Source organism: Rickettsia endosymbiont of Pantilius tunicatus (assembly GCF_964291875.1).
Lineage (GTDB): Bacteria > Pseudomonadota > Alphaproteobacteria > Rickettsiales > Rickettsiaceae > Rickettsia.
This window is the reverse complement of the sequence record NZ_OZ198175.1, coordinates 1,189,650-1,215,796: the sequence shown is the minus strand read 5'-3', so window position 1 is coordinate 1,215,796 and position 26,147 is coordinate 1,189,650. Positions and strand designations below refer to the sequence as shown.

Genomic DNA, 26,147 nt, shown 5'->3' with positions numbered 1-26,147 from the left:
ATTAAAATTCCTATTATTTTCTGCCATCCTATATTAATCCTTATATTTCACAAATTACTCTTAAACCATTAATTTATATCTTTGATTAAATTTCTATTGCTTTGTTAAAACTCTTCATTATGATTCTTTCCATAGCTCATTTTTAATAAAATATTAAAAATTATAGAATTTGATAAGAGTATAATTATGTTTAGATGGTTTCAAACTAAGCACGAAAAATTAATATAAGCTATAAAAGCTGGAAATGAAGCAGAAGCACAAAGATTAATTGCTGAAATGAATATTATAGAGTTAAGCAAAGTTGATAATGACGGCTGGACATCTTTAACTGCGGCTGCATTTGGGGGATTAGAAAAGGTTTGTAAGGCTTTAATTCGTAAAATGACAGATCAGACTATTAATCAGGTTACTAATGATGGCAATACAGCTTTAACTTTTGCTGCTATTCATGGCTTAGAAAAGGTTTGTGAAGCATTAATTCCTAAAATGACAGATCAGGCTATTAATAAGGTTAATAATTACGGCGAGACAGCTTTAACTAGGGCTGCAAGTAAAGGCTTAAGTAGTGTTTGTGAGGCAATAATTCCTAAAATGACAAACCAAGCTATTAATTATATTGATAAATACGGTGATACAGCTTTAACTTTGGCTGCTATAAATGGTCACGAAAAAGTTTGTGAGGCGTTAATTCCTAAAATGTCAGATCAAGCTATTAATAAGGTTAATAACAACAGCGATATAGCTTCAACTTATGCTGTTGTTAAAAGCTTAAGTAGTGTTTGCGAGTTACTTATTCCTAAAATAACCGAACAGGCTATTAATCAGGTTAATAATGATGGCTGGACATCTTTAACTGCGGTTGCATAGAAAGGATTAGACAAGGTTTGTGAAGCATTAATTCCTAAAATGTCAGAGCAGGCTATTAATGTGTTGTTAAATATGGACTTTTTGAAGGTCATACAGCAAAGTATGGTTAAGCAAAGAGGTTTTAAAAATATATGTGATTTATTGGAAACTAACCAAAAACAAATACTTTTAGAAAATAACGAATTTGCCAAAACAGTAAATAACTTTTTCCACGATCCTATTTCTGTCAGTCTTTGCTATCAAATAATAACAGACGATTTTGCTCAATTGGTTGCAGATAAATTAAAAACTAACAAGACAATTACCACTATCGATTTTATGGGCAGCACTATAAGTGACCAAGGTATAAAAATTATTACTGAAGCTCTAAAAGCAAGTACACAACTAAAAAAGCTTGATTTTAATGGATGTGACTTAGGTAATCAAAAAATATCAATACTAGCTGAAGTTTTACAACTTAAAACTCTTACTCACCTTTGCCTTAGTGCAAATTATATAGGGACTGTAGGGATAAACGCAATTATTGAAGCTTTAAAAGAAAATACTACCATTACATATAGTAAATTAAGTTGAGGTTTGAGTATAGGGATGATATATATAAAGGAAAATGCCAAGATCATATAGTCAAGATTTTAGAAAAAGAGTTATAGGATATGTAGAAAGAGGTAATAGCTGCAATAGCACTGCGATAAGATTTGAAATAGCAGCAAACACAGTAAGGAATTGGTATAAGAGATATAAGTCCGAAGGACATTATTTAGCAAGAAGAATAGGAGGCAAAAAAGGACGGGTAACAAGTCAAGATGTTGAGTTGTACGTGAGTTCTAATCCTAATTTCACATTATTAGAAATGGGTACGTATTTTAATATGAGTTCTGTGGGTGCGTATTATTGGTTAAAGCAACTAGGTTTTAGCTATAAAAAAAAGACTTTTCCTACTTGGAAGCAAGTCAAGAAAAGCGAGATAAGTACCAAGAGGTCATAAAAGATACACCAATAGAACATCTTGTATATATTGATGAAAGTGGTATTGAGATAAATATCTGCAAAGATAGAGGATGGGGCAAAAAAAGCGAAAAACTTATTGGTAAAAAAAGCGGTAAATATTACAACAGAACAAATATCATAGCTGGTTATGTTAATAAAGAGTGTATAGCACCGATGATATTTAATGGAACATGTAATAGACAATTATTTGAAAGTTGGGTTGGAGAATTTTTAATAAAAGAGCTAAAACCTGGACAAGTTGTAGTGATGGATAACGCTGCTTTCCATAAGTCTCAAAGGACCAAAGAACTAATAGAATCAGTAGGTTGTAGGATAATATTCTTACCACCTTACTCCCCTGATCTAAATCCAATAGAGAAATTTTGGACCAATATGAAGCGATGGATTAAAGCTACAATTACTCAATTTGATCAATTATATAATGCTTTAATTCAATTCTTTAATACGCAAACTTCAACTTAATTTACCATATATAGATTTAGAGCAAAATAACATAGATCAGCAGAATAAAGATATAATTGAGAAATATTTACAGCGAAATAAAAATATAGAAAAAACGGATGATAAATTTCAAAAGTTAACGAATGACTTAAACGATAAAATATCTAATAATGCTACTATTAATGTTAATGATAAAACTAAAATAGCAGAACATTGCATGTAAAGCTAAACTTCTAATTAATACAGTCGATATAGAACAGGTAACAAATAACCTACAAGACCTTTTAAGTAAAAATAAAATTACAAAAGGGAATATTCTAGATTTAGAAGATGAGATTAATGCAATAATCGACCACCAAAATATAGCTGACGATATTAGCATTTCAGGGTCATGTGGTGATAGTAGTTTTATATAGATTAGAAAAATATTGCTTTTTATTTCTGGATTTCCAGGCTCTGTCCAAATAAGTGTGTAAATTTCCCAAAGGTTATATAAAAGAAAATATAACAAAAAGAGAAATTACAATGACAGAGAAACAAAATGCTGCAATGGATCAAGCGATAGATTTATTGATCAATAATGATACAGATGTATCAACTTTATTTGCGTAGGATGATTTATTAAAAGAACTGACCAAGCGTCTTGTAGAGAGAGCTTTACAGTCTGAGATGAATAATCATTTAGGATATAGCAAGTATAATCAAAGTGCTGCCCAGAATTCACGTAATGGTTATAATACAAAGAATCTAATTACAAAGAATGGTGCTGTTGAGATTGAGGTACCAAGAGATAGAAATAGTAGCTTTGAACCATCATTGGTAGCAAAGCGTCAAAGAAGACTTGATGGTTTTGATGATAAAGTACTATCTTTGTATGCTAAAGGTATGAGTTTATCAGATATAAAATTACAGCTTCAGGAGTTATATGGAGCTGATGTAAGCAAGAGTTTAATTAGCGGGATCACAGATGATATAATAGAGGATGTTAAGCTATGGCAGAGCCGTCCATTAGATCCAGTATATGCTATAGTATTTTTTGATTGTTTAATAGTAAAAGTGCGTCAAGATAAACGTATTATCAATAAATCAGTATATGTTGCCTTAGGCGTTGATTTAGAAGGACGGAAAGATATTTTAGGATTGTGGATCAGCGAGAATGAAGGAGCTAAATTTTGGCTTGGTAATTTTACTGAGATGAAAAATAGAGGTATGCAAGACATACTGATAGCATGTAGCGATGTAGAAGTCAAGATTTGATCTTACAGACACTATAAAAATTATATCTGAATATCTGATAAATTATGACTGTCAGATGAGTATTCAAGATATAAGATTTCATTGTTCTTTTCAATAGCTAATTTCTTACTATCCTTAAAAGTTTGCATAGGCGTTTTACCATAACAATATTTTCCTGAATGTGGTCGCTCATTATTGAAATGCTCTAACCAAATATCAAGATCTAATTGTAAATCATCAAGATCAGTGTAGATCCTTTTCCGCATAGCTGTATCAAAGAATTCTTGTGTCATAGTTTTATTAAAACGTTCACACATACCATTTGTTTGAGGAGAATATGCTTTAGTAATAGTATGTTCTATACCTTCGATACTTAGAAATAATTCAAAAGCATGATGCTCTATATTTCCCTTATATTCTGACCCGCGATCTGTCAGAATACGAAGTATTGTATGCCTTGAGTTTCATACCATGGTAACACGCGGTCATTAAGCATATCAGCAGCAGTTAAAGCTGTTTTATCAGTATATAGTTTAGCATCAGCTACTCTGCTATAGCTATCAATAAATACCTGAGAATAAACCTTACCTATACCCTTAAAATTTCCTACATAATATGTATCTTGGCATCCTAGATAACCTGGATGCTGTGTCTCAATCTCGCCATGGGCTTCTTTTTCGCTACGTCGTTTCTCTAGTACTTGTAACTGAGATTCAGTAAGTACAATACCATCCTGAGCCATCCTTGCTTCTAATGCTTTAAGCCTTTTATTGATATTGTTTAAATCATTACGTAACCAAATTGATCTCACTCCTCCAGGTGATACAAGTATACCGCTCTTCTTAAGCTCATTTGATACTCTTAGCTGACCATATGCTGGATATTCTATTGCCATATCCATTACTGCCTTCTCTATCGCTGGATCAACTCTATTGGCTATTATTGGCTTCTTCCAGCTAATCTCATACAACGCTTCTTCACCACCAGTTTCATACAGTTCTTTAAATCTGTAATAACTATCTCTGCTATAGCCCATCGCTTTACATGCTGATGATATGCTACCAAGACTCTTAGCGAGTTCTAGTAATCCTAATTTTGGCTTTATTATTTTTTGATTTAAGTTCATTTCTTATCTCCATTTAATAATTAATTTATTTTACTAAATGTAAGATAAAATCTCAACTATTATAAACAATATCATCAAATTGCTAAATCTTGGTACGTTCACTGGGATAATTTAATGATTTTCTTAGGATATCCAGAAGAAATAAGGAAAATAATTTATACAACTAATGCTGTTTTTAAAAGCTTATATTTAGCAATTGATTACATGACCAAAAAATGGTCAATGCCTATGCCAAATTGGAATGCGGCTATGGCTCATTTTTTAATAAAATTTGAAGATAGAATCTAGTCCTTTGAAAAAGTTTGCACACTTAATTGGGAAGACTCTTTTAAATCGAAAGAACGTGTTCTCTACACGCTCCCTTCTACCATAATTATTCTTTACCCTCCATGCTTGGTATCCTTTGTTTTGTTGATATATAACGGCTTCATCTCTCTCAGTTTTATCCCTAAGCGATTGAACTTTTACTGAAGAGTTTGGAGGTCTAATAACTGGTTTTATCTTCTTCTTCCTCAACAATTGATATGTAGATTCACCGTCGTACCCTCGATCTCCCAGAAAGTCCTTGGCTCTGACATTAGCTGTTAGTAGTCCAATCTGTGATCTATCATCTATAGTATGCTCTGTGGTACTATCGGCAAGTATCATACCTTGGTCTTCTATAACGATATGTAGCTTTTTCCATATGCGACGCTTATATTGCTTACCATGCTTATTTTCTAGCCATTCGTTCCCTGTGTAGGTTTGTATCCCTGTACTATCCATTGCAATATAACTAAATTCTTTATCTTGATTTCCATGTAAGTACCTAAGATCTAATGACTTCATACGCTTACTTAATGTTGTGTGGTCTGGGCATCTAATGGATAAACCCGATATTTCAAAGAGCCAGTTTATCAAGCCTTGGGTTTGGCGTAACTTAAGACCGAATAAGCATCTGATCTTCAAACACTGTAATATAGCGTGATCACTATAGCGTCTAGGCCTCCCTCGTTTCATTTCCTCTCTGTGATCAGCATACCAGACAGTAGCCAAATCACTGGCAATCATAAAATCTATGCGACCCCTATTGCGTAAAAAATTATTATATTCTAATCAATTCGTTATTTTATATTTAGAATATTTGCGTAATTTACTAAAAGGGGCTTTCTTCCGAGAACTCATATAATCTGGATCATTTTTAATTCAGGGCATCTTACCAGATTATCACCACTCTTTCTCTACAAATCTTATTTATGCAACAAAGCCATTCAAATCAAAGCATCTCCACATACAACAACCCCAACTATAGAAAGTAATAATTTCAATGATTTTGTATGGGACGATACTGATCTTGTATTTGACGATAATGATTTTGTAGGGGATGATAATGATCCTATAGATGATAGTACACTTGATGATTTAGTTTTACACGCTCTGTCATATTATCCTTCCCCTCAAAATATTAGCAAAATATTAGAAGAAAGCTCCAATACCCAAAATGAAGCAGATAATTTACTTAAGCAAGATATACCAGATAATAATTCCACCACAGCCTTAAATGCTGAAGAATTAAAGTCAAATTATAACGAAATAATTGAATTGACCCAGCATAATTTTGATGCAGATAACAGTTTAAACGAAAATATAGATAATTTAGCTAAAAATGAATTAGCTGATAATTATAATCTAAGGGATGAAAGCAAAATAAATAATAATACTGAAGAAAATTTTGAAAATAATTTAGTAAATTATTCTAACAATAGCTTAACATCAACGAAAGATTCTACAACCACAGAATTTGCACCACGTAGAGTGGTTAATAATACCGATATTTTAATATCTAATATTGATAATAGATTAAATTCATTAACAAGAAGTTTTGCAGCATTAGCCGCAGGAGATGAAGAGCAAATTTATGGATTTTATATTAATCCATTTATAGGCAAAGCAACTCAAAAAGAAACAAAAGAAATAAGTAGATATCATAGTACAAGTAAAGGCACAATAATAGGGCATGATGCACACTTAAAAGATTCTTTACAACTTGGAGCAAATTTTACTAGAGTAGAAACAAAATTTAATTTTCCAAGATATAAAACTACAGTTAGAAGTAATTACTACTCATTATATGGACTATATACACCTTCAAACCAAAACATCTTTACAAGTATAATTGGAATATATGGAATTAGTGATATAATTAACTTTAATCAAATAAAAAATACTCACAAAGCCTACACTAGTACTATACAAGTAATGCTTGGCTCTAACTATAAGTTATTTAGTACTACGCATATTAAACCTATGTTAGGACTTAAATATAGCAAAATTAGAGAAGTATCATATTTAGAAGATAATTTATCAATAGCAAGTGTTAAAGAGCGGACGATTGAAGGTATCTTAGGGGTAAAATTAGCAAATCCAAATACACTAAAATCAGTAATTATTACTCCTGAAATATATGCTTTTGCCCATAAAAATATTAAGTCAAAAATACCGAGTGCTCAAACAAATATTATAGATAATATAGTATAGCTTAATGCGATAAGGTAGTGACTTTTTCAAGAGCATAGTAAACCGCATCAAAAAAGTGCTCAAAATTATAAACAGTTTTTCTTATTTCGTTCTTGATTTTAAACCAGTAATGCTCAATAGGATTTAAATCAGGAGAGTAAGTTGGTAAAAATAAAATACTGCAACCAACAGATTCAATTAACGTTTTCACTTTTGTACTTTTATGAAAATTAATATTATCCATTACTACTATCTGACCAGGCTTTAACTCTTTGATCAATATCTCTTGTACATAAGTTTCAAAAATGTCCTTATTACATGTCCCATCAAATATTATTGGGGCAATAATATCTTTGGCAGACACCCCAGCAATCATACTAATCCGTGATTTATGTTGATAGACCCTTTCACCATAACATCTTTGACCGATAATGCTCCACCCGTGTTCTCTACAGCTATTATCTTCTATCCCAGATTCATCGATAAATACTAAATCTTGTTTGTCTATAGTTTTTAGTTTCAATATAAACTCATTCCTTAGACCAACATCTCTTTTGGGATGAAGAAAAGTTTTTTTTATAACTATAACCTAATTTATTAAGCAATCTTGATATCGTACTTGCAGATACTTTTTGACTCCAGTTGTTAGCTAGTTCCATGGTGGTTTTATCAAAATTTAATTCTATAAATTTTTTAAATCCTTCTATGTCTCTTATTATTCTACGATGTCCTGTATGATAACCACTTTTTGCTTTGATATCGCCGGTTTGTTTCTTTAATTTTTTCCATTCTATTATAGTCTTCCTACTAATAGAGTATATCTCAGAAGTCTCTTTTATTGTTTTACCATCTGTTAAACTTTTTATTACTCGTATTCTTAAATCGTATGAATATGCCTTTGCCATAAGTTTTTCATTTAGTATAATCTAACTCATACTCTAAGTCACTATCTTATCGCATTAAGCTATATTACCTATATATATTAGGAAATTACCTTTAAGTTTTAGTTATGGGGCAAAATTAAGCTTTAAAACAAAATCAACTGAGATAGGAATAAATTATAATGGAACTAAAGCAAATAAATTTATATCACATTTAGGAAGTATAAACTTCAAAATTAATTTATAACTGCTATGAAAAAATAATAACCGGACAGCTTCTATTTTACTTCATTCTTAGCTAAAAGTAGTATTGCGGCATGATTTCTATCCTATTTCCACAGAACCTGGAATGACAAATGAGTCATGCAACAATACCACAATAGGATGATGGATCTACAACTTTAAAAAATAATTTCGTGATTCCATAATTTTTCCAAAAATTGTTGCAGAGGTATTATATCTATTTCTTGTGTTCCTGATTTTATCTTCCTTAGCCTTTCTTCTAAGCATACTATGTAACCTTTATTAACTTGATGCTCTTCCATAAAAGATTTAATACCTCGAAACTCACTATTATGTACATTTTCTGAGATTTTTACTTCAATTGGTAAAATCTTATTACCATGAACTGTACTAATTATAAAATCAACCTCTAGACCTGTTTTAGTACGCCAATAATTTATACGATATTCCAGATCATTCAAACCTATATAAGCTTTCAATTCTGTAAATATATAATGTTCTAAGGCTTTTCCTGCTTCTTGCCCTTTTGTACTATCGAATTGATGCTGGGTAATATTATTTGCAACCCCAACATCAAAAAAATAAAATTTTGGAACGGAGGATATAATTTCTCTGCTAACTTTTTTGCTATATGGATAAAGCAAATACCCCACTAAAGTATCAACAAGTATTTGATAATATTCCTTAACTGTTTTTGCATCTATACTACAATCACGTGCTATATTAGAATAGTTTAATAACTCACCATGAGAAAAAGCTATACTATCCATAAATCTACCGAAAGCCGCTATATTTCGTACTAGCCCTTCAACTCTGATTTCATTCGTTAAATAATCTTCCACATACGCTTTTAACAATTTACGAGGATTATTACTAATAAAATGTGACGGGATTAAACCATTATTAAATATCTTGAGTAAATTAAAATCCTCTTTTATTTCATGATATACTAATGGATAAAAATTATATTTTATCGCTCTGCCTCCCAATAAATTTGTACCAGCAACTCTTAATTTTTTTATGCTTGAACCACATAAAATAAAATAGCAATCTGTATTCTCTATAAGCCAATGTATTTCATCAAGTAATGCAGGTACTTTTTGTATCTCATCTATTATAATCGGTAAAGCAAGCTTATCTTTTTCAAATCCTAATATTTCTTCCCGAAAATTTGATGGGCTTTTTAAATATTTTAGCTGTAAATCTGTTTTTAATAAATCGTAATATATGGAGTTTGGATATAACTCTTTTAAATAAGTGGATTTACCTGTTTTTCTTGCTCCCCATAAAAAAGCTGTCTGCTTTTTATCTAAGCTTAATTTCAAATATCTTTTATACATTTTTTCTTACTAATTAGGAATATACTCCTAAATAGTATCACTTTTTAGGAATTAAGTCCATATTTTAAAGTTAATGTTATAATCTTTACAAAAGCTATAGCAAAAAGCAATAATGTTTAGGCATTAAATTTACGAGCGAGATTGCGGAGCGTATAAAAATACGTGAGCACAATCGAGACTCGTAAAATTTCATGTATCAACCTTATTGATTGAAACTATACAATACAACTTTTCTTTCAAGCTTTATTAAATTAGGTGTTACTCAAAAGCAACTTATCAATCAATGGGCTTTCTAAGTTAAGTTTATATTTTTGATATATTTTAAATTTATTATATTATTTACATATCATTATTATAAAGGAATTAATATGTATCAGATTGAAGAAGGGATTGAATTAGTTACTCAAAAATTTCTTACTTTATGGAAATATGAATTATTTCCTATTGCTAATAACCAAATTACAGTAAGCAATATTTGTATTTTCATACTAGTTTTATTGTTGGGCATTAAATATTCAGAACGCTTATCGAGATCTGTTAATAACTTTGTAAATCATAAATTTAAGGGTAATAATACTAGTGCAAGTATTATAAGTAAGCTAATTATATATTCAATACGTATTTTATATATAATTATTGCTATGTCTTTAGCCAATATTCCTATGGAAAGTTTAGCTATTTTAGGAGGAGCATTAGCATTCGGATTAGGATTTGGCACACAAACGTTAATCACCAATTTTATTAGTGGAATTATTATAATGATCGAGCAACCGATTAAAGTGGGAGATATAATTGAAATAAAAGGTGTAATTGGAAAAGTAAAAACAATAGGGATTAGATGTATTATTCTAAAGACTACTACTAATCATTCTATCCTTATTCCTAGTAGTGAAATTATTTTAAATAATGTAACAAATTGGACTCTAGACAATGATATAGTAAAATATCAAGTAGAAATAACATTCCCGAGTAGCGAAACTAAACTTAATCCTGAAAATTTGATGGATAAACTTAAAACATCAATCGGCAAATTAGATTTTATAATTCCTAATGAAGAAGCGAGTGTATTTTTAACAAAAGTAGATAATAACGGCTTAACTTTCTATATTAGATTCAATATTGATATCAAGAAAAACTCTGAATTTGAATATATTAAAAATAATTTAAATATTGCTTTATATTCACAACTTAAAAATTATAATATTGTTTTAAATCACTTAGATTGTACAAAAATATAATGGAAATTGAAAGGTTAAAAAGGCATCGTCAAGTTAAGTAACATAGTGTCAAAAAGAGTAATATTTTTAGATTTCAGGCAGCAAGAAGTCTTTGAGTAGCTTCATCCCAAATGGATTTAGCGGATGCAAATGCAATTCTTTGGTAAGGTGCTGTTTTAGTATATCTTCCAACATTTACGGCAAATATATTTCTAACTTTTCCCATCAGTGATAATGTACATTGTGCTGCATTAGGATGCTTAAATTTAATCAATATCTTCTCTTTTCGCCTAGTTGGTTGATGTGCATTCTCAACGCGATTATTTAATCTCTTATTAGTTCGATGTTTAGTCCTAGGACACATAAGCTTAATCAGTTTAATGTAACTCTTGAGCTTATCAGTAACAATTACTCTTGGAGCTGGGTAATTGCCCAATAATCTTAATAAAAAGCGAATAGCTGATTTCTTGTTGCGTCGCTTCTGTAGCAATACTTCTAATTCATGTCCCTCAGAGTCAACAGCCCTCCATAGTATGAATACTTCACCTTTAATCTTAATGTTCATTTTATCTAAATGCCATTTATCAGTTGGCTTCCGCTCTCTCTTTCTGATAACATCTTGAAAATAAACTGCAAATTTATTGCACCAAAATCTTACTGTTTCATGACTCAAAATAATACCTCGATATGCCATCTGTTCTTGAACATCTCGGTAGCTACTATTAAAACGATGATATAACCATACTGCATGGCTAATGATGCTTGCTGGAAAACGATGTCTCTTCGGAGCTTGAGTAATACGCATAATGGTGAAATTTAGAGATAAATGGTTACTGCTATTCTATAAATTATTCCATGCATTTGCTCAATACTTAATTTACATCTCTCTTAACTTGACGGTGCCCCTCAGATACATCTATACCTATAAAAATATTCTTTGTCATGTTTTCTCTCCTGTTCTATGTACGAGCTAAGGGGTTATTCACGATCAACCATTAAGATCAAGTGAATAACCCCTTGCTCTATTGATTGTTCGGAACCAAAGGAAGTAAGGAGTAACATATCGGGGCACGGTTCATTAATTATAATTATATTAATAACCTGACCACCATCGTTACCTCCTTACAATATCTAAAACTATGCATCATTTTAGATACTTATTAAATACATAAACCACCATGAATTTTACTCTTCGGTGGTTTTAATTAATCGGGAGGCATCAAGTGTCAAATCAAAATAAAAAATCTAATTATGAAATCGTATTAGCCTTTGTTGAAAAAGAAGTAAATAAGCTAAGAGACGAAATCGCACATTTATTAGAAAATCCAATAACAGAAAAAGATATTGAAAGAATAGAACAAAGTTTAGAAGAATTAGAGAAAATATTTCACGAAACTTATTGATGATTGTTGCATTGCCCTAGTGAATCATTTTTTCCGTCTGAGCTAAGGAAATTACGAAGTAATTGACGAAGCAAGAAAGTATAAAAAATGCTAACTTATTGCCATGCTCATTTCATTCGCTTGCAATGACGGAAAAGATCCTTATTTCACAAACACCAAATCATTATTTGATGAATCTTTAGAGTTATATTTATAATCTAGATATGAAAATTCTTTAAGTAATTCAGGGGAGTCGATTAAATTATTGGCAATAACATTTACCATATTTCCACGAGCTTTTTTGGCATTTATTCCAATAGTTGCTAACTTACCATTTCTATTTTCTTTAAAATAAATATTAATTATAGGATATTTTAACTTATCCTGATTTATCACAGATGAATATTCCTGTGATGCAAGATTGAGCAAATATTTATGTTTATGATGCTCAAGTGTCTGATTAATATAGTTTGTTATCTCATCTTGCCAAAATTTACTTAAGTCATTTATTTCATTTAGCTTTGTTGCCATCTCAAGCCTATAAGGTTTGATAGCATCGAACGGCTTTAAAGCTCCATATAGTCCCGATATGATAAGCAAATGCGATTGTAAAAAATTTACTGCATCTTCACTTAAATTTTCTGATTGTATGTTGTTAAAAACATCACCTGCATAAGCAAAAATGGCTGCTTTGCCATCTTGCTTCTCAAAATTCTGAAATCTTTCTTTATTTAAATGTGCCAATTTCTCACTTATATCCATAGTTTTAGATAGCTGAGCTTCAGAATAATTTTTAACTATAGCAAGTAGTTGATTTGTTATCTCTGAAAAAAAAGGGGAGGTTAACTCCCCTTTAAAAGCTATCGGCTCAAAATTAAGAGTTTTAGCGGATGAGATAATAGTAAGCATTATCTAGGAGCTGGATTTGGTAATGTTGAAACAGTACTAGCAATATTTCTATTAGTATCGTTGACTGTTCTCATAATAGCATAGCTTGGGTCTCCATCAGCTTGCACTACTTCTTTTGACTTGGTGGTTTTTTGATTAGCACAACCAATTAAAGCAAAAGCGGTAAATAAAATTACTAAATATTTCATAATAAAATCCTTTTTATAAATTTCTTATTTATGATCATGTCAAGCTATTGATATAATATTAAAATTCTGTTAATACCTAATATACAATAATATTAGATAATTTGTAGAAGTCAAGATTTGATCTTACAGACACTATAAAAATTATATCTGAATATCTGATAAATTATGACTGTCAGATGAGTATTCAAGATATAAGATTTCATTGTTCTTTTCAATAGCTAATTTCTTACTATCCTTAAAAGTTTGCATAGGCGTTTTACCATAACAATATTTTCCTGAATGTGGTCGCTCATTATTGAAATGCTCTAACCAAATATCAAGATCTAATTGTAAATCATCAAGATCAGTGTAGATCTTTTTCCGCATAGCTGTATCAAAGAATTCTTGTGTCATAGTTTTATTAAAACGTTCACACATACCATTTGTTTGAGGAGAATATGCTTTAGTAATAGTATGTTCTATACCTTCGATACTTAGAAATAATTCAAAAGCATGATGCTCTATATTTCCCTTATATTCTGACCCGCGATCTGTCAGAATACGAAGTATTGTATGCCTTGAGTTTCATACCATGGTAACACGCGGTCATTAAGCATATCAGCAGCAGTTAAAGCTGTTTTATCAGTATATAGTTTAGCATCAGCTACTCTGCTATAGCTATCAATAAATACCTGAGAATAAACCTTACCTATACCCTTAAAATTTCCTACATAATATGTATCTTGGCATCCTAGATAACCTGGATGCTGTGTCTCAATCTCGCCATGGGCTTCTTTTTCGCTACGTCGTTTCTCTAGTACTTGTAACTGAGATTCAGTAAGTACAATACCATCCTGAGCCATCCTTGCTTCTAATGCTTTAAGCCTTTTATTGATATTGTTTAAATCATTACGTAACCAAATTGATCTCACTCCTCCAGGTGATACAAGTATACCGCTCTTCTTAAGCTCATTTGATACTCTTAGCTGACCATATGCTGGATATTCTATTGCCATATCCATTACTGCCTTCTCTATCACTGGATCAACTCTATTGGCTATTATTGGCTTTCTTCGACTAATTTCATACAACGCTTCTTCACCACCAGTTTCATACAGTTCTTTAAATCTGTAATAACTATCTCTGCTATAGCCCATCGCTTTACATGCTGATGATATGCTACCAAGACTCTTAGCGAGTTCTAGTAATCCTAATTTTGGCTTTATTATTTTTTGATTTAAGTTCATTTCTTATCTCCATTTAATAATTAATTTATTTTACTAAATGTAAGATAAAATCTCAACTATTGCATCTTTGAAAGTTATTAATTTAATAAAAAATTGGTGTTGGCGTAAGTAACATTTCTACGTTATGGGTTTACCATGCCCTTGCTACTTAATTATTAAACTATAACTTATAAGGATATTAAAATGCCGTCCCTAAATATTTTCTTAAGAGCTTTCACTCTTTTATTTTCTTTATTTTTCACTTTATCAGTTCAAGCAACTCAAAAAAATGTTGCAATTATTGTTCCTCTTGAACATGAAGCAATGAAACAAATTGTTTCAGGTATTGAAGAATCCCTTAGCAGTATAGAAGCAAAAATTATAGTCAAAAATGCTCATGCTGATTCTAATATTTTGCTTGCTATTATAAATCAGATGAAAGAACAGGATATTGATGTAGTAATGCCAATCGGTACTACTGCTCGTCAAACTGTAATTTCTCATATAAAAAATAAACCGATTGTTTGTGCGGCAGCTAAAATAGATAATAACAAACTTCCAATGATTACCGGTGTTAATGATGAAATAAAAATTACCGATATTATAGGTAAATTACCTTTTTTGCAAAATATTACCTTAATTTATAGCAATAGCGAAAAGGTTATGCCGGAAGTGGAGGAAATGAAAAATTATGCAAAGAAAAATAATATTTCGTTAAGTCTTAAAATGGTACAGAATTTGAATAACTTGCCGATAGCAGTAAAAAATGCTTCGGAAAATACGCAGTGTTTTATAATTTTAAAAGATCATTTGATAGTTAGTGGTATAAATATCCTGATGCATGAAGCGTTTAAACGCAGCATTCCTATTATTGCTTCGGATGAGGGATCAGTGATTAGCGGTGCAACTATTGCAGTGGGAGTACAAGAGAAATATATAGGCTTAAAAGCAGGTGATCAAGCAAAGCAGATTCTGCAAGGAACAGCACCTAAGGATATCCCTTTTCAAAATATGGAGGGGCTAACTTTATTTATTAATCTTAGATCCTTTATTAAACAAACAATTCTTACCAAGGAAAATTTACTTAGCTTGCCTTTCATTAAAAAAGAACTGGAGTAGTAAGATGAATTTTTTAATTACTGCTCTAGAGCAATCCTTGATAATACTGCCGCTTATTTTGGGTATGTATATCAGCTATAGGATTTTGAAAATTACCGATTTAACTGTAGATGGCACTTATGTCCTTGGTGCAGCAGTTTTTGCTAAAAGCCTTACATTAGGGCTATTTCCGGCAATGATACTTGCTATAACAGCAGGAGGAATTATTGGCAGCATAGTTAGTTTTATGCAAAAGAATAATCGCATTAACGGGCTCATAGCCGGAATACTTGCAAGTTTTATGCTTTATTCCGTTAATTTACAAATTATACAGCGTCCTAATATCTCAATTCTCGGTATGCCGAGCTTGCTTGCTTTATTTAATACCGAAAACTGGTTATTACCTTTGATCATACTAAACATTATTGTGATATTTGCGGTAATAATTTTGCTAAAAAAACAATTAGGTTTGATGCTTAGAGCATTTGGTTTTAATAAAGATTTACTGATTACTTTAGGAAAACCTGCTGAAGTTTATCGCACGGTTGGGCTTAGTATTAGCAATGCTTTAGCCTCTTTGACGGGCAGTATATCGGCACAAGTAAACGGTTTTGCTGATATTAATATGGGTTTCGGGGTTGCACTTGTTGGCATCGGTGCGATCGTTATAGGGCGTCACATACTAATTCGTAAAAATAGCTTTAATACTGTTAAAGAAATATTTTCCTGTTTTATAGGTATATTATTTTACTTCATAACTTTAAGTATTTTACTCCGTATCGGTATTGATCCCATAAATCTTAAGCTTATTTTGGGGGTTGTATTGTTTATTTCCTTAAGTTCTATGAAGCGGGAGGCGGCATGAAACCTTATTTATATGCAGAAAAAATCCAATTTAAGGTAAAAGAGCGTAATGAGCCGATAATGTCGGAAACTACTTTAAATATTGTTGAAGAAGAGTTTGTTGTAGTGCTTGGAACTAACGGCAGCGGTAAATCTACTTTAATCAAGATTTTAGCCGGTTATTTGAAACCGACTAGCGGGCGAGTGTTTTTAGATCAAGTGCGAATTGATAAATTACCGCAATCCCAAAAAGCTAATATGTTGCTAACTATAACCCAAAAAGCAGAAGATAGATTATTTTCGGAGTTAACATTAGAAGAAAATATTACTTTATGGGAAAGCCGCTTTCCAGCAAATGAGCGTAAAACAGATGTGGAAGTGTTAGAACTCACCGGCTTATCTAAAAGATTTTTATCACGCTTGACACAGCCGCTTAGTAATTTTTCCGGTGGGGAGAAACAACTCATATTATTGGCACTAGCTATTTCTCATCCGCCTAAAATATTATTTCTAGATGAACATACTGCAAGCCTTGACCCTAGAGCTTCGCATGAGGTATAGCTTAATGCGATAAGATAATGACTTAGAGTATGAGTTAGATTATACTAAATGAAAAACTTATGGCAAAGGCATATTCATACGATTTAAGAATACGAGTAATAAAAAGTTTAACAGATGGTAAAACAATAAAAGAGACTTCTGAGATATACTCTATTAGTAGGAAGACTATAATAGAATGGAAAAAATTAAAGAAACAAACCGGCGATATCAAAGCAAAAAGTGGTTATCATACAGGACATCGTAGAATAATAAGAGACATAGAGGGATTTAAAAAATTTATAGAATTAAATTTTGATAAAACCACCATGGAACTAGCTAACAACTGGAGTCAAAAAGTATCTGCAAGTACGATATCAAGATTGCTTAATAAATTAGGTTATAGTTATAAAAAAAACTTTTCTTCATCCCAAAAGAGATGTTGGTCTAAGGAATGAGTTTATATTGAAACTAAAAACTATAGACAAACAAGATTTAGTATTTATCGATGAATCTGGGATAGAAGATAATAGCTGTAGAGAACACGGGTGGAGCATTATCGGTCAAAGATGTTATGGTGAAAGGGTCTATCAACATAAATCACGGATTAGTATGATTGCTGGGGTGTCTGCCAAAGATATTATTGCCCCAATAATATTTGATGGGACATGTAATAAGGACATTTTTGAAACTTATGTACAAGAGATATTGATTAAAGAGTTAAAGCCTGGTCAGATAGTAGTAATGGATAATATTAATTTTCATAAAAGTACAAAAGTGAAAACGTTAATTGAATCTGTTGGTTGCAGTATTTTATTTTTACCAACTTACTCTCCTGATTTAAATCCTATTGAGCATTACTGGTTTAAAATCAAGAACGAAATAAGAAAAACTGTTTCTAATTTTGAGCACTTTTTTGATGCGGTTTACTATGCTCTTGAAAAAGTCACTACCTTATCGCATTAAGCTATATATAAAAATGGCAGAGATTATAGATGAGCATAAAATAACTGCCGTAATGATCACACATAATTCAGAAGATGCTGTAAATTACGGAAAAAGACTTATAGTTTTAGATAATGGTAAGGTAGTACAAGACTACCTAAAACCACCGGCTTTTTCTATGAGAGAATTGAAAAAGATATTAGAGATAAAAGTTTATAATGAAGATTCTTTAGGATAAAGCCAAACTATTAGTAATCCAATTAAAAGACCAAGGTTTAAGAGTAGATTATACTCGGTCATAGAAATACCAAGGATTTTAATTGCTGGTTTGGTGCAGGAAGTTATTGGCTGTGAATAAAGCATCTGTCTAATATGCTCGACAGATAAGCCTTTTGGGAAGCGAATCATGGACGAACAAAGGCTGCTTGGTTGAACTATGCCTCGCTCTACCATACTATGATAGGTTGATAATATACAGGAGCTAAAAATTGTTAAGAAAATAAATATTAAAGTATATTTGCTTAATTGCCTGATAATTAAAGCAGTTAGGCAAATTTTTATTAATGTTAAATAAGGGAATCTTTCATAAACACATAAAGGGCAGGGGGCGTAATGTATTATATACTCAGCAAAATAAGCAGTAGCAAGAGCTGTTATAGAAATTGCAATTAAGCCTATATGCAGCATTTTATAGCTGTCTTTTCTTATGTAGTTTATAATGGTATTAAATGACATATTTTTATTTTATAAAACGTCATTGCAAGGAGCGTAGCGACGAAGCAATCTCATGAAGTAAGAGACTACGCAATGATGTTATTTTATCGTTTAAAATTACAAAAACTTCAAGTGATATTTTACAATTAGCTAAATATAGTATATTGTCACTGATAATTAATTACAAGTGTAAGAAAAATAAATGTCAGAAATTTGGGAAGATGCAATCAAATCAAAAGCTTGGCCTTTTGAAGAAGCTAAAAAAATACTAGATAGCTTAAATGGTAAGCCACCTGAAAAAGGTTATGTATTGTTTGAAACCGGCTATGGTCCATCAGGATTGCCACATATTGGGACTTTTGGTGAAAATGCCCGTATGGTAATGGTGCAGAAAGCGTTTGAGCAATTATCTGACATTCCGACTAAACTAATATGCTTTTCTGATGATATGGATGGCTTACGTAAAGTACCAAGTAATATCCCAAATCCTGAAATGGTAAGGCAGTATATGGATATGCCACTAACCTCTATCCCTGATCCTTTCGGTGAATGTGAGAGCTACGGGGATTATATGAATGCAAAGCTTCGCTCATTCCTTGATAAATTTGGCTTTAAGTATGAATTTTACAGCAGTACGGAAATGTATAAAGCCGGAATGTTTGATGAAATGCTGATAAAAGTGCTTGAAAAATATGACGAGATAATGGAGCTGATGCTGCCAACTTTTAGAGAAGAGCGGAAAGCTACCTATTCACCTTTTATGCCTATTTGTCCGAAAACTGGTAAAGTGTTGCAAGTACCTATACATAAATGGGATGCAAAACTTGGTACAATAACTTATAAAGATGAAAACGGTGAGATAATAGAAGTGCCGGTGACAAAAGGTCATTGTAAATTACAATGGAAGCCGGATTTCGGTATGCGTTGGGCAGCTCTGAAAGTTGATTATGAAATGTACGGCAAAGATCACTTAGCAAATGGTAGACTTTACTCTGAGATTTGTCGAATTTTAGGTAGAAAGCAGCCAGTGCAGCTATGTTATGAGTTATTTTTAGACGAAAATGGTGAGAAAATATCGAAGTCAAAAGGTAATAGTATTAGTGTTGATGATTGGCTTAAATATGCTCCTGTTGAAAGTATGGCTTTATTCATGTATCAAAACCCTACTAGAGCTAAAAGGTTATTTTTCGATGTAATTCCTAAAAATGTTGATGAATATATTACCTTTAATCAGAAATATCATTTAGAAGAAGATAGATCAAAGCGTTTTGCAAATCCCGTTTATCATATTCATCATGGAAATGTACCAAAAATTGAGACTTTTGGTATTACTTACTCCCTGTTATTAAATCTAACTTCTGTGTGTAATCCGTCCGATAAATCGGTACTTTGGGGTTTTATTAGCAGATATGAACCAAAAGCTACACCAGATAATAGTCCTTATCTTGACCATTTAGCAGAATTTGCTATAAGATATTATAATGATTTTGTTAAAGCACATAAATCATATTTAGCTCCGTCTGAAAAGCATAAAGCTATTTTGCAAGATATTTTAGACATGCTAAAAAGCTTGCCTGAGCAAATAGAATCGGAAAGTATCCAAAAAGGAATTTATGACATCGGAATGAAAGCAGGATATGAAAATTTGCGTGATTATTTCAAAGATTTATATCAGATACTACTCGGGCAGAGCGACGGTCCAAGACTTGGCACTTTCATAAAGCTTTATGGTATAAATGAAACTATGAAGTTGATTGAAGAGAAGTTGTAGAGGATAATTTTTGTCATACCACGGCTTGACCGTGGTATCTCGATAAGTTAATTTTTAGATACCGCGATCAAGTCGCGGCATGACATCGAATATGAATGATATTTTTTGCAGTACGTTGCCGATTTTTTTAATTACCTTACTTGGTAGTATTATAAAAAATAAATGGCTAACTTCAGAAGAATTTTGGCGAGGCATAGAGAAGTTATCCTATTTTGTATTGTTTCCTGCAATGCTTTTTAACTATATCTCTACAGCTGATTTAAGTGTTGCTTCAATAATCAAGCTAGTAATCGCTCTTATTATTTCTACACTTCTTATTACCTTAGGTCTAATAATTTATCAAAGAAAATATAATATTGATAAAATAGAATTCACTTCTATTTTTCAAGGATCAATTCGTTATAATAGCTACATTTTTTTTGGAGCAGCGAGTCCCTTACTTGGTCCTAGCGGTCTTTCTATCGTCGCTGTTATTTCTTCTTATATGATTATCATCACAAATATTTTATCGGTAATGATTTTTGCATATTACGTTCCTGATAAGTCTGTCACTACCACTATTAGAACAAGTTTGGTTTTAATGATCAAGCTAATTATACGTAACCAGCTTATTATTGCCAGCCTAGTAGGGTTTGTTTTTAATTACTCAAATCTTGAACTACATTTAGGTCTTAAGAAAACTTTAGATAGCCTTTCTAACGCTGCTTTAGCAATTGGTATGTTAAATGTTGGGGCAGGGCTTAATTTTACTATTAGGCAAGAGCTTTTACATAGCATAGTATTTACAAGTTTTATTAAGTTAATTGCTTTTCCGTTAGTGAGTGTAGTAATACTGTGGATGATGTCAATTAGTGGAATAGATAGATCGGTAGGGATATTATATAGCTCACTGCCATGTGCAAGCACTGCTTATGTTTTATCACGTCAGCTTGGCGGTGATCCTGATTCGATGGCATCGATTATAACATTTACAACTTTCTTCTCGGTAGTTACTATATCGATTATTATGTATTTAGTAGGATGAGCGTCATTGCAAGAAGCGTAGCGACGAAGCAATCTCAGGATGCTTAATGAGATTGCCGCGTCGATGTTACGCATCTCCTCGCAATGACAAAATTAATAAATAAAACAGGAATATCTAAAAAATGGATGAAATGAACAAAATAAATTACACTGAAGCACTTGAGTATCATCAAAAAGATAAACCAGGTAAAATTGCTATTTCTGCAACTAAGCCGCTTGTTACGCAGCATGATTTAACGCTTGCTTATTCTCCAGGTGTTGCTGCTCCTTGTCTTGAGATCGCTAAGGATACTGATGAGATGTATAAATATACGGCACGTGGAAATCTAGTTGCTGTGATTTCTAATGGTACTGCGGTGCTTGGGCTTGGTAATTTAGGAGCTGCTGCCTCAAAGCCAGTAATGGAGGGTAAAGCAGTACTTTTCAAAAAGTTTGCTGATATTGATGCAATAGATTTAGAAGTAGATACTAAAGATCCAGAAGAGTTTATTAATGCCGTAAAATATCTTGGTTATAGTTTCGGCGGAATTAACCTCGAAGATATCAAAGCTCCAGAATGTTTTGTTATTGAAGAGAAGTTAAAATCTTTAATGGATATACCGGTATTTCATGATGATCAGCACGGAACAGCAATTATCACCGCAGCAGGGCTAATTAATGCTGCTCATATTACTAACCGCAGGTTAGAGAATTTAAAAATAGTAGTTAATGGGGCGGGTGCTGCTGCTATTGCTTGTATTGATCTATTGATTGCTCTCGGAGCAGATAAATCAAAAATTATTCTATGTGATACCAAAGGCGTTATCTATCAAGGTCGCACGGATGGTATGAATAAATGGAAAGAATTGCATGCAAATAACACTGCCTTGCGGACTTTAGAAAGTGCATTAAAAGATGCAGATGTATTTATAGGATTATCTGTAAAAGGTGCAGTCACTAAAGAAATGGTCAGCAAAATGGCAAATAATCCGATTATTTTTGCTATGGCTAACCCCGATCCGGAAATTACGCCGGAAGAAGTAAAGCAGGTTCGTACAGATGCAATTATCGCAACAGGTCGTTCTGATTATAATAATCAGATTAATAACGTTATGGGTTTCCCTTATATTTTTAGGGGAGCATTAGATGTTAGAGCTAAAACTATCAATACAGAAATGAAAATAGCAGCAGCAAAAGCTATAGCAGAGCTTGCACGCAAGCCTGTGCCTGAGGAAGTATATAAGGCATATGCTGGTCGCAAGATGATTTTCGGTAATGAATATATTATCCCTGTTCCGTTTGATCCTCGTTTAATTACAGTAGTGCCGGTGGCGGTAGCTAAAGCAGCAATAGATAGTGATGTGGCTAAAATTTCTGATTTTAATCTCAATAAATATAAAAAAGAATTAGAAAGTAGATTAAACCCTACTTCTAACTATAAGAATTTCTTATCTGAAAAAATCCATAACGCACCGTTTAAGAGAATTATTTTCGCTGAAGGAGAAGAAGAAGAAATAATCGTTGCTGCAATAATGATGCGGGATGAGAAATATGGAAATCCCATCTTGATCGGTCGCATGGAACGAATTGAAGCAAAGCTAAAACAATTAGGGCAGGATATTAGCCTAGATGGTATTACTGTAATGAATGCCGCTCTAACCGATAAGCTTGAAATATATATTGATTATTTATATAAAAGGTTGCAACGCAAAGGTTATTTATACCGAGATTGTGCTAAGCTTGTTAAAACTGATAAGAATATTTTTGCTGCTTGTATGCTTGCCTGTGGTGATGGTGATGCACTTTTAACAGGTATTACAAAAAGCTATGTTGATAGTTTAGAAGATATACTAAAAGTCATTTCACGAAAACCTAATCGTAGAATTCTAGGTTATTCTATTATGATTGCAAAAGACAATAATATTATTATTTCTGACAACTGCATTACTGAATATCCAAATAGTCACGAGCTCGCAGAAATAGCAGCTCAAACAGCAGAAATAGCTAAAGATATGGGAGTTATTCCGCGTGTTGCTCTTCTTTCATTTTCAAGTTTTGGCAATTCTTCTAAGGAAAAAACAGCTCGTATTCGTGAAGCAGTAAATATACTTGATAATTTTAGTGAAGATAAATCAAAGCTTAATGATATGGAAGTAGATTTTGAATATGATGGCGAAATGTCAGTTAAGGTTGCCTTGGATTCTAATTTACGTAAATTATATAAATTTTGTAGGTTATCCGGTCCTGCTAACGTCCTTATTATGCCTGGTCTAAACTCTGCCGCTATCTCTACTGAACTACTGCAAGAGTTTTCTTCAAATAGCTTTATAGGTCCTATAACAAATGGTTTTGAAAAACCTGTTCAAATCCTGCAAGCCACGCTATCAGCAAGTGAAATATTAAAAATCGCAACTTTTGCTTGTGTTGAAGCTATAAAATAGCTATATTAAAGATTAATAATAATTAACTTATGAGAGATAGTTATGGATCCGTTAATAAAAAGAGAAGTAATAAGTTCCTTTAATGATAAACCTAAAGATGGAATTAATAAGATCAAAGAATGGTGTGCTAGTAATAATAAAGATTTTGCAGAAGAGACAGCTAAGTTTTTTCGTGAGGAAAAAAATAATTTAGATTTAGTAGCTGTTGGAGATTATCTTGGAACAGATGGAGAAGATAATAAAAAAGTATTGGATCATTTTATTAAACAATTTGATTTTAAAGATAAAAATTATTTGAAAAGTTTAAGAGAGTTTTTAAAGGCTTTTAAATTACCAGGTGAGGCTCAAAAAATAGATAGGTTAGTTGAAAGCTTTGCCTCTAAATATTACGAGCAAAATGCTACTAACGAAATAAATCATGCAGATGCAGCTTTTATATCAGCTTATGCTACTGTAGGTCTTAATACTAATCTTCATAATCCTAGCGTAAAAGATAAATGGACCATTGATCAGTTTAAGGATCAACTAAAAGGTTTAAATACAGAAAGTAAATTACAAGGAATTAAGAGTGGTAAAAATTTTGGCAATGAGTTCTTAGAAAATATTTATAATGGAATAAAAGCAGAGCCTTTTGAATCAAATTTTATAGAAACTGCTACTGGTTACGAGATAGCTGGTATAAGTTCTCAAAATGATAAAACTTTTAAAAAACTAGATAATTTTTTAACAGCAAAAACAGATATAAAAAACGTTTTTTCTAATCTAGGAAATAATGTAACTGCAGAGCATAAACAACCAAAAACATGGCTTAATAAATTCACAGGTTATGAGGGTAGCATATCAGTTAAAGCAGATAATGCAGAAGTAGAAATACAAGTTTATAAGCCAAATATTTTATCAAAATGGTTTTTAGGAGAAAAAAGTAAACTTGTGATTCAGCCTAAAGGTGGATCAGAGCAATCTTTAAAATTAGCAGCTCAAATTGCAGCAAGCTTTGAAACTAAAGTTACTTCTATCAAAGCAACATATGATTATTTGAAACAGGACTTAGAAAATTATTATAATAATCCTGAACAAGAACTAAGAAAAGCAAATTCAGTGGTAGATCTTCATAATCAAATAAAAGAAACTACCGCAAAAGTACAACAAGCTGATCCAGAAATACCTGATACTAAAAACGAAGAACCTAAAGTACAAATAGATAATCACAAAAAACGTTTAGAGGAACTAAAGCAAAAGCAGGAAGAGCTACAAAATAAAAAGAAAAAGCTTGAAGAAAAAAAGGCTGATTCTAATACTCCTAAAGAAGAAAAATGGAGAATTGGCAAGGAATTAGATGGAATTAGTAAGCATATTGAAAGCATAAAAAAAGAATATAATACTATAAGTACTTCTGAAGAAAGAGAGAAGCAGTTTAATAAAACCTCACAATCTACTGCTTTAAAAGGCGAGCCTACAGCGGCTGATAAGCAGCAACAAGGTGCTATGGAAGCAATTAGGCTTAAAAAAGAGCAAAGATTAAAAGAAGAAGCTGCTAGTAAGGCTATAATCGCTGGTAATCCAGCTACACAACCTCTAAAACCTGGTGTTATACCGCCACCACCACCGCCTCCAATGCCAGGACAAGGTGCTCCTATTCCGCCACCACCGCCTTCTTCTCCAATGCAAGGAAAGGGTGGGGATGCTCAAAGGTCATCTCAAATGCCTGATATTCCACCGAAATTGCAAGAGAAATTAAAAACTATGCAAACACCTCAAGATGGAAATAAGCAGCAAGGAAATAATAATTTTCAAGATGATCTAAGAAAAACTTTAGCAAGGAGAAATAGCCCAACACGTTAGATATAAATGTTGTGTTAAAAATCTTGAGTTTTGAAATAACATTTTGATAGTCAGTGATAAGGGTGAAAGAAGAATCCCGCCTTTATCACTATATTTATTTGCACTATTGGATAAGCCACGGGATTATACCGAAAGTGTTTTTTGATCTATGCAATAAGGCTTTTACATCATTCCCACAAAGGCATTGCCTGCGTCAATCATTTATCTCTACCATCCTGATGGCTTGGAAATTAGATCCAGCATAAAGCACAAGACGAAGTGAGTTTTTAGTTTTAAAAACTTGTTGTATTACACTTTTTAATTACTGGATCACATAGTCAAGTCACGGGAGGCATTGCCTGCGTGGATTGAAAAGTACATTTGGTGTCATTCCCGCGGAGGCGGGAATCCAGCGTAAATCGAGATAACCTTGTAT

The 26,147-nt window shown here is 32.1% G+C and carries 24 protein-coding genes and 4 pseudogenes; 19 read left to right on the top strand and 9 right to left on the bottom strand.

From position 1 onward, the window contains the following. The first annotated feature begins 276 nt into the window (after nucleotides 1–276). The 6 genes from ACICQC_RS07095 (at nucleotide 277) to ACICQC_RS07070 (ending at nucleotide 3,573) form a co-directional block, all read left to right on the top strand. Nucleotides 277–867 (top strand): ankyrin repeat domain-containing protein, encoded by a 591-nt coding sequence (locus ACICQC_RS07095; protein WP_395476503.1) that lies wholly within the window; start codon nucleotides 277–279, stop codon nucleotides 865–867. A 102-nt stretch (nucleotides 868–969) separates the two neighbouring features. Next, nucleotides 970–1,440 carry a hypothetical protein gene (locus ACICQC_RS07090; protein ID WP_395476502.1) on the top strand — a complete coding sequence of 157 codons (471 nt, stop codon included), beginning with the start codon at nucleotides 970–972 and terminating at the stop codon, nucleotides 1,438–1,440. Nucleotides 1,441–1,474: 34 nt separating this feature from the next. Further along, complete coding sequence (locus ACICQC_RS07085; RefSeq protein WP_395476240.1) at nucleotides 1,475–1,852, top strand: IS630 transposase-related protein; 378 nt, start codon at nucleotides 1,475–1,477, stop codon at nucleotides 1,850–1,852. Further along, on the top strand, nucleotides 1,807–2,337 hold the full coding sequence (locus tag ACICQC_RS07080) for an IS630 family transposase (RefSeq protein ID WP_395476334.1): 531 nt from the start codon (nucleotides 1,807–1,809) through the stop codon (nucleotides 2,335–2,337). The genes ACICQC_RS07085 and ACICQC_RS07080 overlap by 46 nt, the downstream gene beginning before the upstream one ends. Before the next feature lie 447 nt (nucleotides 2,338–2,784). Further along, a complete protein-coding gene (locus ACICQC_RS07075) occupies nucleotides 2,785–2,928 on the top strand; it encodes a hypothetical protein (protein WP_395476501.1) in 144 nt (47 codons plus the stop codon). A gap of 57 nt (nucleotides 2,929–2,985) precedes the next feature. Next, complete coding sequence (locus ACICQC_RS07070; protein ID WP_395476500.1) at nucleotides 2,986–3,573, top strand: IS256 family transposase; 588 nt, start codon at nucleotides 2,986–2,988, stop codon at nucleotides 3,571–3,573. A 20-nt stretch (nucleotides 3,574–3,593) separates the two neighbouring features. Here ACICQC_RS07070 and ACICQC_RS07065 read toward each other — a convergent pair. Continuing rightward, nucleotides 3,594–4,678, bottom strand: a pseudogene (locus ACICQC_RS07065) (IS481 family transposase). Nucleotides 4,679–4,756: 78 nt separating this feature from the next. Between ACICQC_RS07065 and ACICQC_RS07060 the strand changes: the two are divergent. Then, entirely contained in the window at nucleotides 4,757–4,966 is a 210-nt protein-coding gene (locus ACICQC_RS07060) for a hypothetical protein (RefSeq protein ID WP_395477682.1), read from the top strand. On the opposite strand, the gene ACICQC_RS07055 is transcribed toward ACICQC_RS07060, so the two are convergent. Next, nucleotides 4,940–5,728 carry an IS5 family transposase gene (locus tag ACICQC_RS07055; protein WP_395476499.1) on the bottom strand — a complete coding sequence of 263 codons (789 nt, stop codon included), beginning with the start codon at nucleotides 5,726–5,728 and terminating at the stop codon, nucleotides 4,940–4,942. The two genes, ACICQC_RS07060 and ACICQC_RS07055, sit on opposite strands and share 27 nt — an antisense overlap. Before the next feature lie 531 nt (nucleotides 5,729–6,259). Here ACICQC_RS07055 and ACICQC_RS07050 point away from each other — a divergent pair. After that, the gene (locus ACICQC_RS07050) at nucleotides 6,260–7,195 is read left to right on the top strand and encodes an autotransporter outer membrane beta-barrel domain-containing protein (protein WP_395476498.1); all 936 of its coding nucleotides are present in this window, start codon (nucleotides 6,260–6,262) and stop codon (nucleotides 7,193–7,195) included. A gap of 1 nt (nucleotide 7,196) precedes the next feature. On the opposite strand, the gene ACICQC_RS07045 is transcribed toward ACICQC_RS07050, so the two are convergent. Together ACICQC_RS07045 and ACICQC_RS07040 are read right to left on the bottom strand one after the other, a co-directional pair. Next, nucleotides 7,197–8,079, bottom strand: a protein-coding gene (locus tag ACICQC_RS07045; RefSeq protein ID WP_395476497.1) for an IS630 family transposase whose coding sequence is annotated in 2 segments (ribosomal slippage) — nucleotides 7,197–7,751 and nucleotides 7,753–8,079 — 882 coding nt in all. Because the reading frame shifts where the segments join, the coding sequence is not laid out codon by codon here. Between the two features lie 377 nt (nucleotides 8,080–8,456). After that, nucleotides 8,457–9,623 (bottom strand): ATP-binding protein, encoded by a 1,167-nt coding sequence (locus ACICQC_RS07040; RefSeq protein WP_395476496.1) that lies wholly within the window; start codon nucleotides 9,621–9,623, stop codon nucleotides 8,457–8,459. A gap of 383 nt (nucleotides 9,624–10,006) precedes the next feature. Between ACICQC_RS07040 and ACICQC_RS07035 the strand changes: the two genes are divergently transcribed. Next, the gene (locus ACICQC_RS07035) at nucleotides 10,007–10,876 is read left to right on the top strand and encodes a mechanosensitive ion channel family protein (RefSeq protein ID WP_395476495.1); all 870 of its coding nucleotides are present in this window, start codon (nucleotides 10,007–10,009) and stop codon (nucleotides 10,874–10,876) included. 73 nt (nucleotides 10,877–10,949) lie between these two features. Here the strand turns inward: ACICQC_RS07035 and ACICQC_RS07030 are convergent, their stop codons facing one another. Then, nucleotides 10,950–11,660 carry an IS6 family transposase gene (locus ACICQC_RS07030; protein WP_395476494.1) on the bottom strand — a complete coding sequence of 237 codons (711 nt, stop codon included), beginning with the start codon at nucleotides 11,658–11,660 and terminating at the stop codon, nucleotides 10,950–10,952. 418 nt (nucleotides 11,661–12,078) lie between these two features. Between ACICQC_RS07030 and ACICQC_RS07025 the strand changes: the two genes are divergently transcribed. Continuing rightward, a complete protein-coding gene (locus tag ACICQC_RS07025) occupies nucleotides 12,079–12,258 on the top strand; it encodes a hypothetical protein (protein ID WP_395476493.1) in 180 nt (59 codons plus the stop codon). Nucleotides 12,259–12,399: 141 nt separating this feature from the next. Here the strand turns inward: ACICQC_RS07025 and ACICQC_RS07020 are convergent, their stop codons facing one another. The 3 genes and pseudogenes from ACICQC_RS07020 to ACICQC_RS07010 form a co-directional block, all read right to left on the bottom strand. Beyond that, on the bottom strand, nucleotides 12,400–13,146 hold the full coding sequence (locus ACICQC_RS07020) for a YaaA family protein (protein ID WP_395476492.1): 747 nt from the start codon (nucleotides 13,144–13,146) through the stop codon (nucleotides 12,400–12,402). After that, nucleotides 13,146–13,337 carry a hypothetical protein gene (locus ACICQC_RS07015; protein ID WP_395477681.1) on the bottom strand — a complete coding sequence of 64 codons (192 nt, stop codon included), beginning with the start codon at nucleotides 13,335–13,337 and terminating at the stop codon, nucleotides 13,146–13,148. Before ACICQC_RS07015 ends, ACICQC_RS07020 begins: the two co-directional genes overlap by 1 nt. 138 nt (nucleotides 13,338–13,475) lie before the next feature. Beyond that, nucleotides 13,476–14,560: pseudogene (locus ACICQC_RS07010) on the bottom strand (IS481 family transposase). Between the two features lie 183 nt (nucleotides 14,561–14,743). Here ACICQC_RS07010 and ACICQC_RS07005 point away from each other — a divergent pair. The 5 genes and pseudogenes from ACICQC_RS07005 to ACICQC_RS06985 form a co-directional block, all read left to right on the top strand. Next, on the top strand, nucleotides 14,744–15,658 hold the full coding sequence (locus ACICQC_RS07005; protein WP_395476491.1) for an ABC transporter substrate binding protein: 915 nt from the start codon (nucleotides 14,744–14,746) through the stop codon (nucleotides 15,656–15,658). A 4-nt stretch (nucleotides 15,659–15,662) separates the two neighbouring features. Next, a complete protein-coding gene (locus tag ACICQC_RS07000; RefSeq protein ID WP_395476490.1) occupies nucleotides 15,663–16,502 on the top strand; it encodes an ABC transporter permease in 840 nt (279 codons plus the stop codon). After that, nucleotides 16,499–17,038: pseudogene (locus ACICQC_RS06995) on the top strand (ATP-binding cassette domain-containing protein); the annotation flags it as partial. The gene ACICQC_RS07000 and the pseudogene ACICQC_RS06995, both read left to right, overlap by 4 nt. Before the next feature lie 62 nt (nucleotides 17,039–17,100). Further along, nucleotides 17,101–17,983 (top strand): IS630 family transposase gene (locus ACICQC_RS06990; protein WP_395476242.1). Its coding sequence is split into 2 segments (ribosomal slippage): nucleotides 17,101–17,427 and nucleotides 17,429–17,983, totalling 882 coding nucleotides; the frame shifts between segments, so codons are not numbered across the junction. Between the two features lie 10 nt (nucleotides 17,984–17,993). After that, nucleotides 17,994–18,200 (top strand): annotated as a pseudogene (locus ACICQC_RS06985) (methionine ABC transporter ATP-binding protein); the annotation flags it as partial. On the opposite strand, the gene ACICQC_RS06980 reads toward ACICQC_RS06985, so the two are convergent. Further along, on the bottom strand, nucleotides 18,176–18,697 hold the full coding sequence (locus ACICQC_RS06980) for a disulfide bond formation protein B (RefSeq protein ID WP_395476489.1): 522 nt from the start codon (nucleotides 18,695–18,697) through the stop codon (nucleotides 18,176–18,178). The pseudogene ACICQC_RS06985 and the gene ACICQC_RS06980 overlap by 25 nt on opposite strands. A gap of 181 nt (nucleotides 18,698–18,878) precedes the next feature. Here ACICQC_RS06980 and ACICQC_RS06975 point away from each other — a divergent pair, with 181 nt between their 5' ends. From ACICQC_RS06975 to ralF, 4 genes are all read left to right on the top strand, one after another. Next, nucleotides 18,879–20,447, top strand: coding sequence for a lysine--tRNA ligase (locus tag ACICQC_RS06975; RefSeq protein ID WP_395476488.1), 1,569 nt, complete (start codon nucleotides 18,879–18,881; stop codon nucleotides 20,445–20,447). Between the two features lie 91 nt (nucleotides 20,448–20,538). Next, a complete protein-coding gene (locus ACICQC_RS06970) occupies nucleotides 20,539–21,471 on the top strand; it encodes an AEC family transporter (RefSeq protein ID WP_395476487.1) in 933 nt (310 codons plus the stop codon). Between the two features lie 121 nt (nucleotides 21,472–21,592). Further along, nucleotides 21,593–23,890: an NADP-dependent malic enzyme gene (locus ACICQC_RS06965; protein WP_395476486.1), complete on the top strand. Its 2,298-nt coding sequence runs from the start codon at nucleotides 21,593–21,595 to the stop codon at nucleotides 23,888–23,890. A 42-nt stretch (nucleotides 23,891–23,932) separates the two neighbouring features. Beyond that, nucleotides 23,933–25,732 (top strand): T4SS guanine nucleotide exchange effector RalF, encoded by a 1,800-nt coding sequence (ralF, locus tag ACICQC_RS06960; protein WP_395476485.1) that lies wholly within the window; start codon nucleotides 23,933–23,935, stop codon nucleotides 25,730–25,732. Nucleotides 25,733–26,147: the final 415 nt, after the last annotated feature.

What these genes read in the sequence shown, in the direction of transcription:
- ACICQC_RS07095 (WP_395476503.1), top strand. Translation starts at nt 277, where the DNA reads ATGAATATTATAGAGTTAAGCAAAGTTGATAATGACGGCTGGACATCT.
- ACICQC_RS07090 (WP_395476502.1), top strand. Translation starts at nt 970, where the DNA reads ATGGTTAAGCAAAGAGGTTTTAAAAATATATGTGATTTATTGGAAACT.
- ACICQC_RS07085 (WP_395476240.1), top strand. Translation starts at nt 1,475, where the DNA reads ATGCCAAGATCATATAGTCAAGATTTTAGAAAAAGAGTTATAGGATAT.
- ACICQC_RS07070 (WP_395476500.1), top strand. Translation starts at nt 2,986, where the DNA reads ATGAATAATCATTTAGGATATAGCAAGTATAATCAAAGTGCTGCCCAG.
- ACICQC_RS07055 (WP_395476499.1), bottom strand. Translation starts at nt 5,728, where the DNA reads ATGATTGCCAGTGATTTGGCTACTGTCTGGTATGCTGATCACAGAGAG.
- ACICQC_RS07035 (WP_395476495.1), top strand. Translation starts at nt 10,007, where the DNA reads ATGTATCAGATTGAAGAAGGGATTGAATTAGTTACTCAAAAATTTCTT.
- ACICQC_RS07030 (WP_395476494.1), bottom strand. Translation starts at nt 11,660, where the DNA reads ATGCGTATTACTCAAGCTCCGAAGAGACATCGTTTTCCAGCAAGCATC.
- ACICQC_RS07020 (WP_395476492.1), bottom strand. Translation starts at nt 13,146, where the DNA reads ATGCTTACTATTATCTCATCCGCTAAAACTCTTAATTTTGAGCCGATA.
- ACICQC_RS07005 (WP_395476491.1), top strand. Translation starts at nt 14,744, where the DNA reads ATGCCGTCCCTAAATATTTTCTTAAGAGCTTTCACTCTTTTATTTTCT.
- ACICQC_RS07000 (WP_395476490.1), top strand. Translation starts at nt 15,663, where the DNA reads ATGAATTTTTTAATTACTGCTCTAGAGCAATCCTTGATAATACTGCCG.
- ACICQC_RS06980 (WP_395476489.1), bottom strand. Translation starts at nt 18,697, where the DNA reads ATGTCATTTAATACCATTATAAACTACATAAGAAAAGACAGCTATAAA.
- ACICQC_RS06975 (WP_395476488.1), top strand. Translation starts at nt 18,879, where the DNA reads ATGTCAGAAATTTGGGAAGATGCAATCAAATCAAAAGCTTGGCCTTTT.
- ACICQC_RS06970 (WP_395476487.1), top strand. Translation starts at nt 20,539, where the DNA reads ATGAATGATATTTTTTGCAGTACGTTGCCGATTTTTTTAATTACCTTA.
- ACICQC_RS06965 (WP_395476486.1), top strand. Translation starts at nt 21,593, where the DNA reads ATGGATGAAATGAACAAAATAAATTACACTGAAGCACTTGAGTATCAT.
- ralF (WP_395476485.1), top strand. Translation starts at nt 23,933, where the DNA reads ATGGATCCGTTAATAAAAAGAGAAGTAATAAGTTCCTTTAATGATAAA.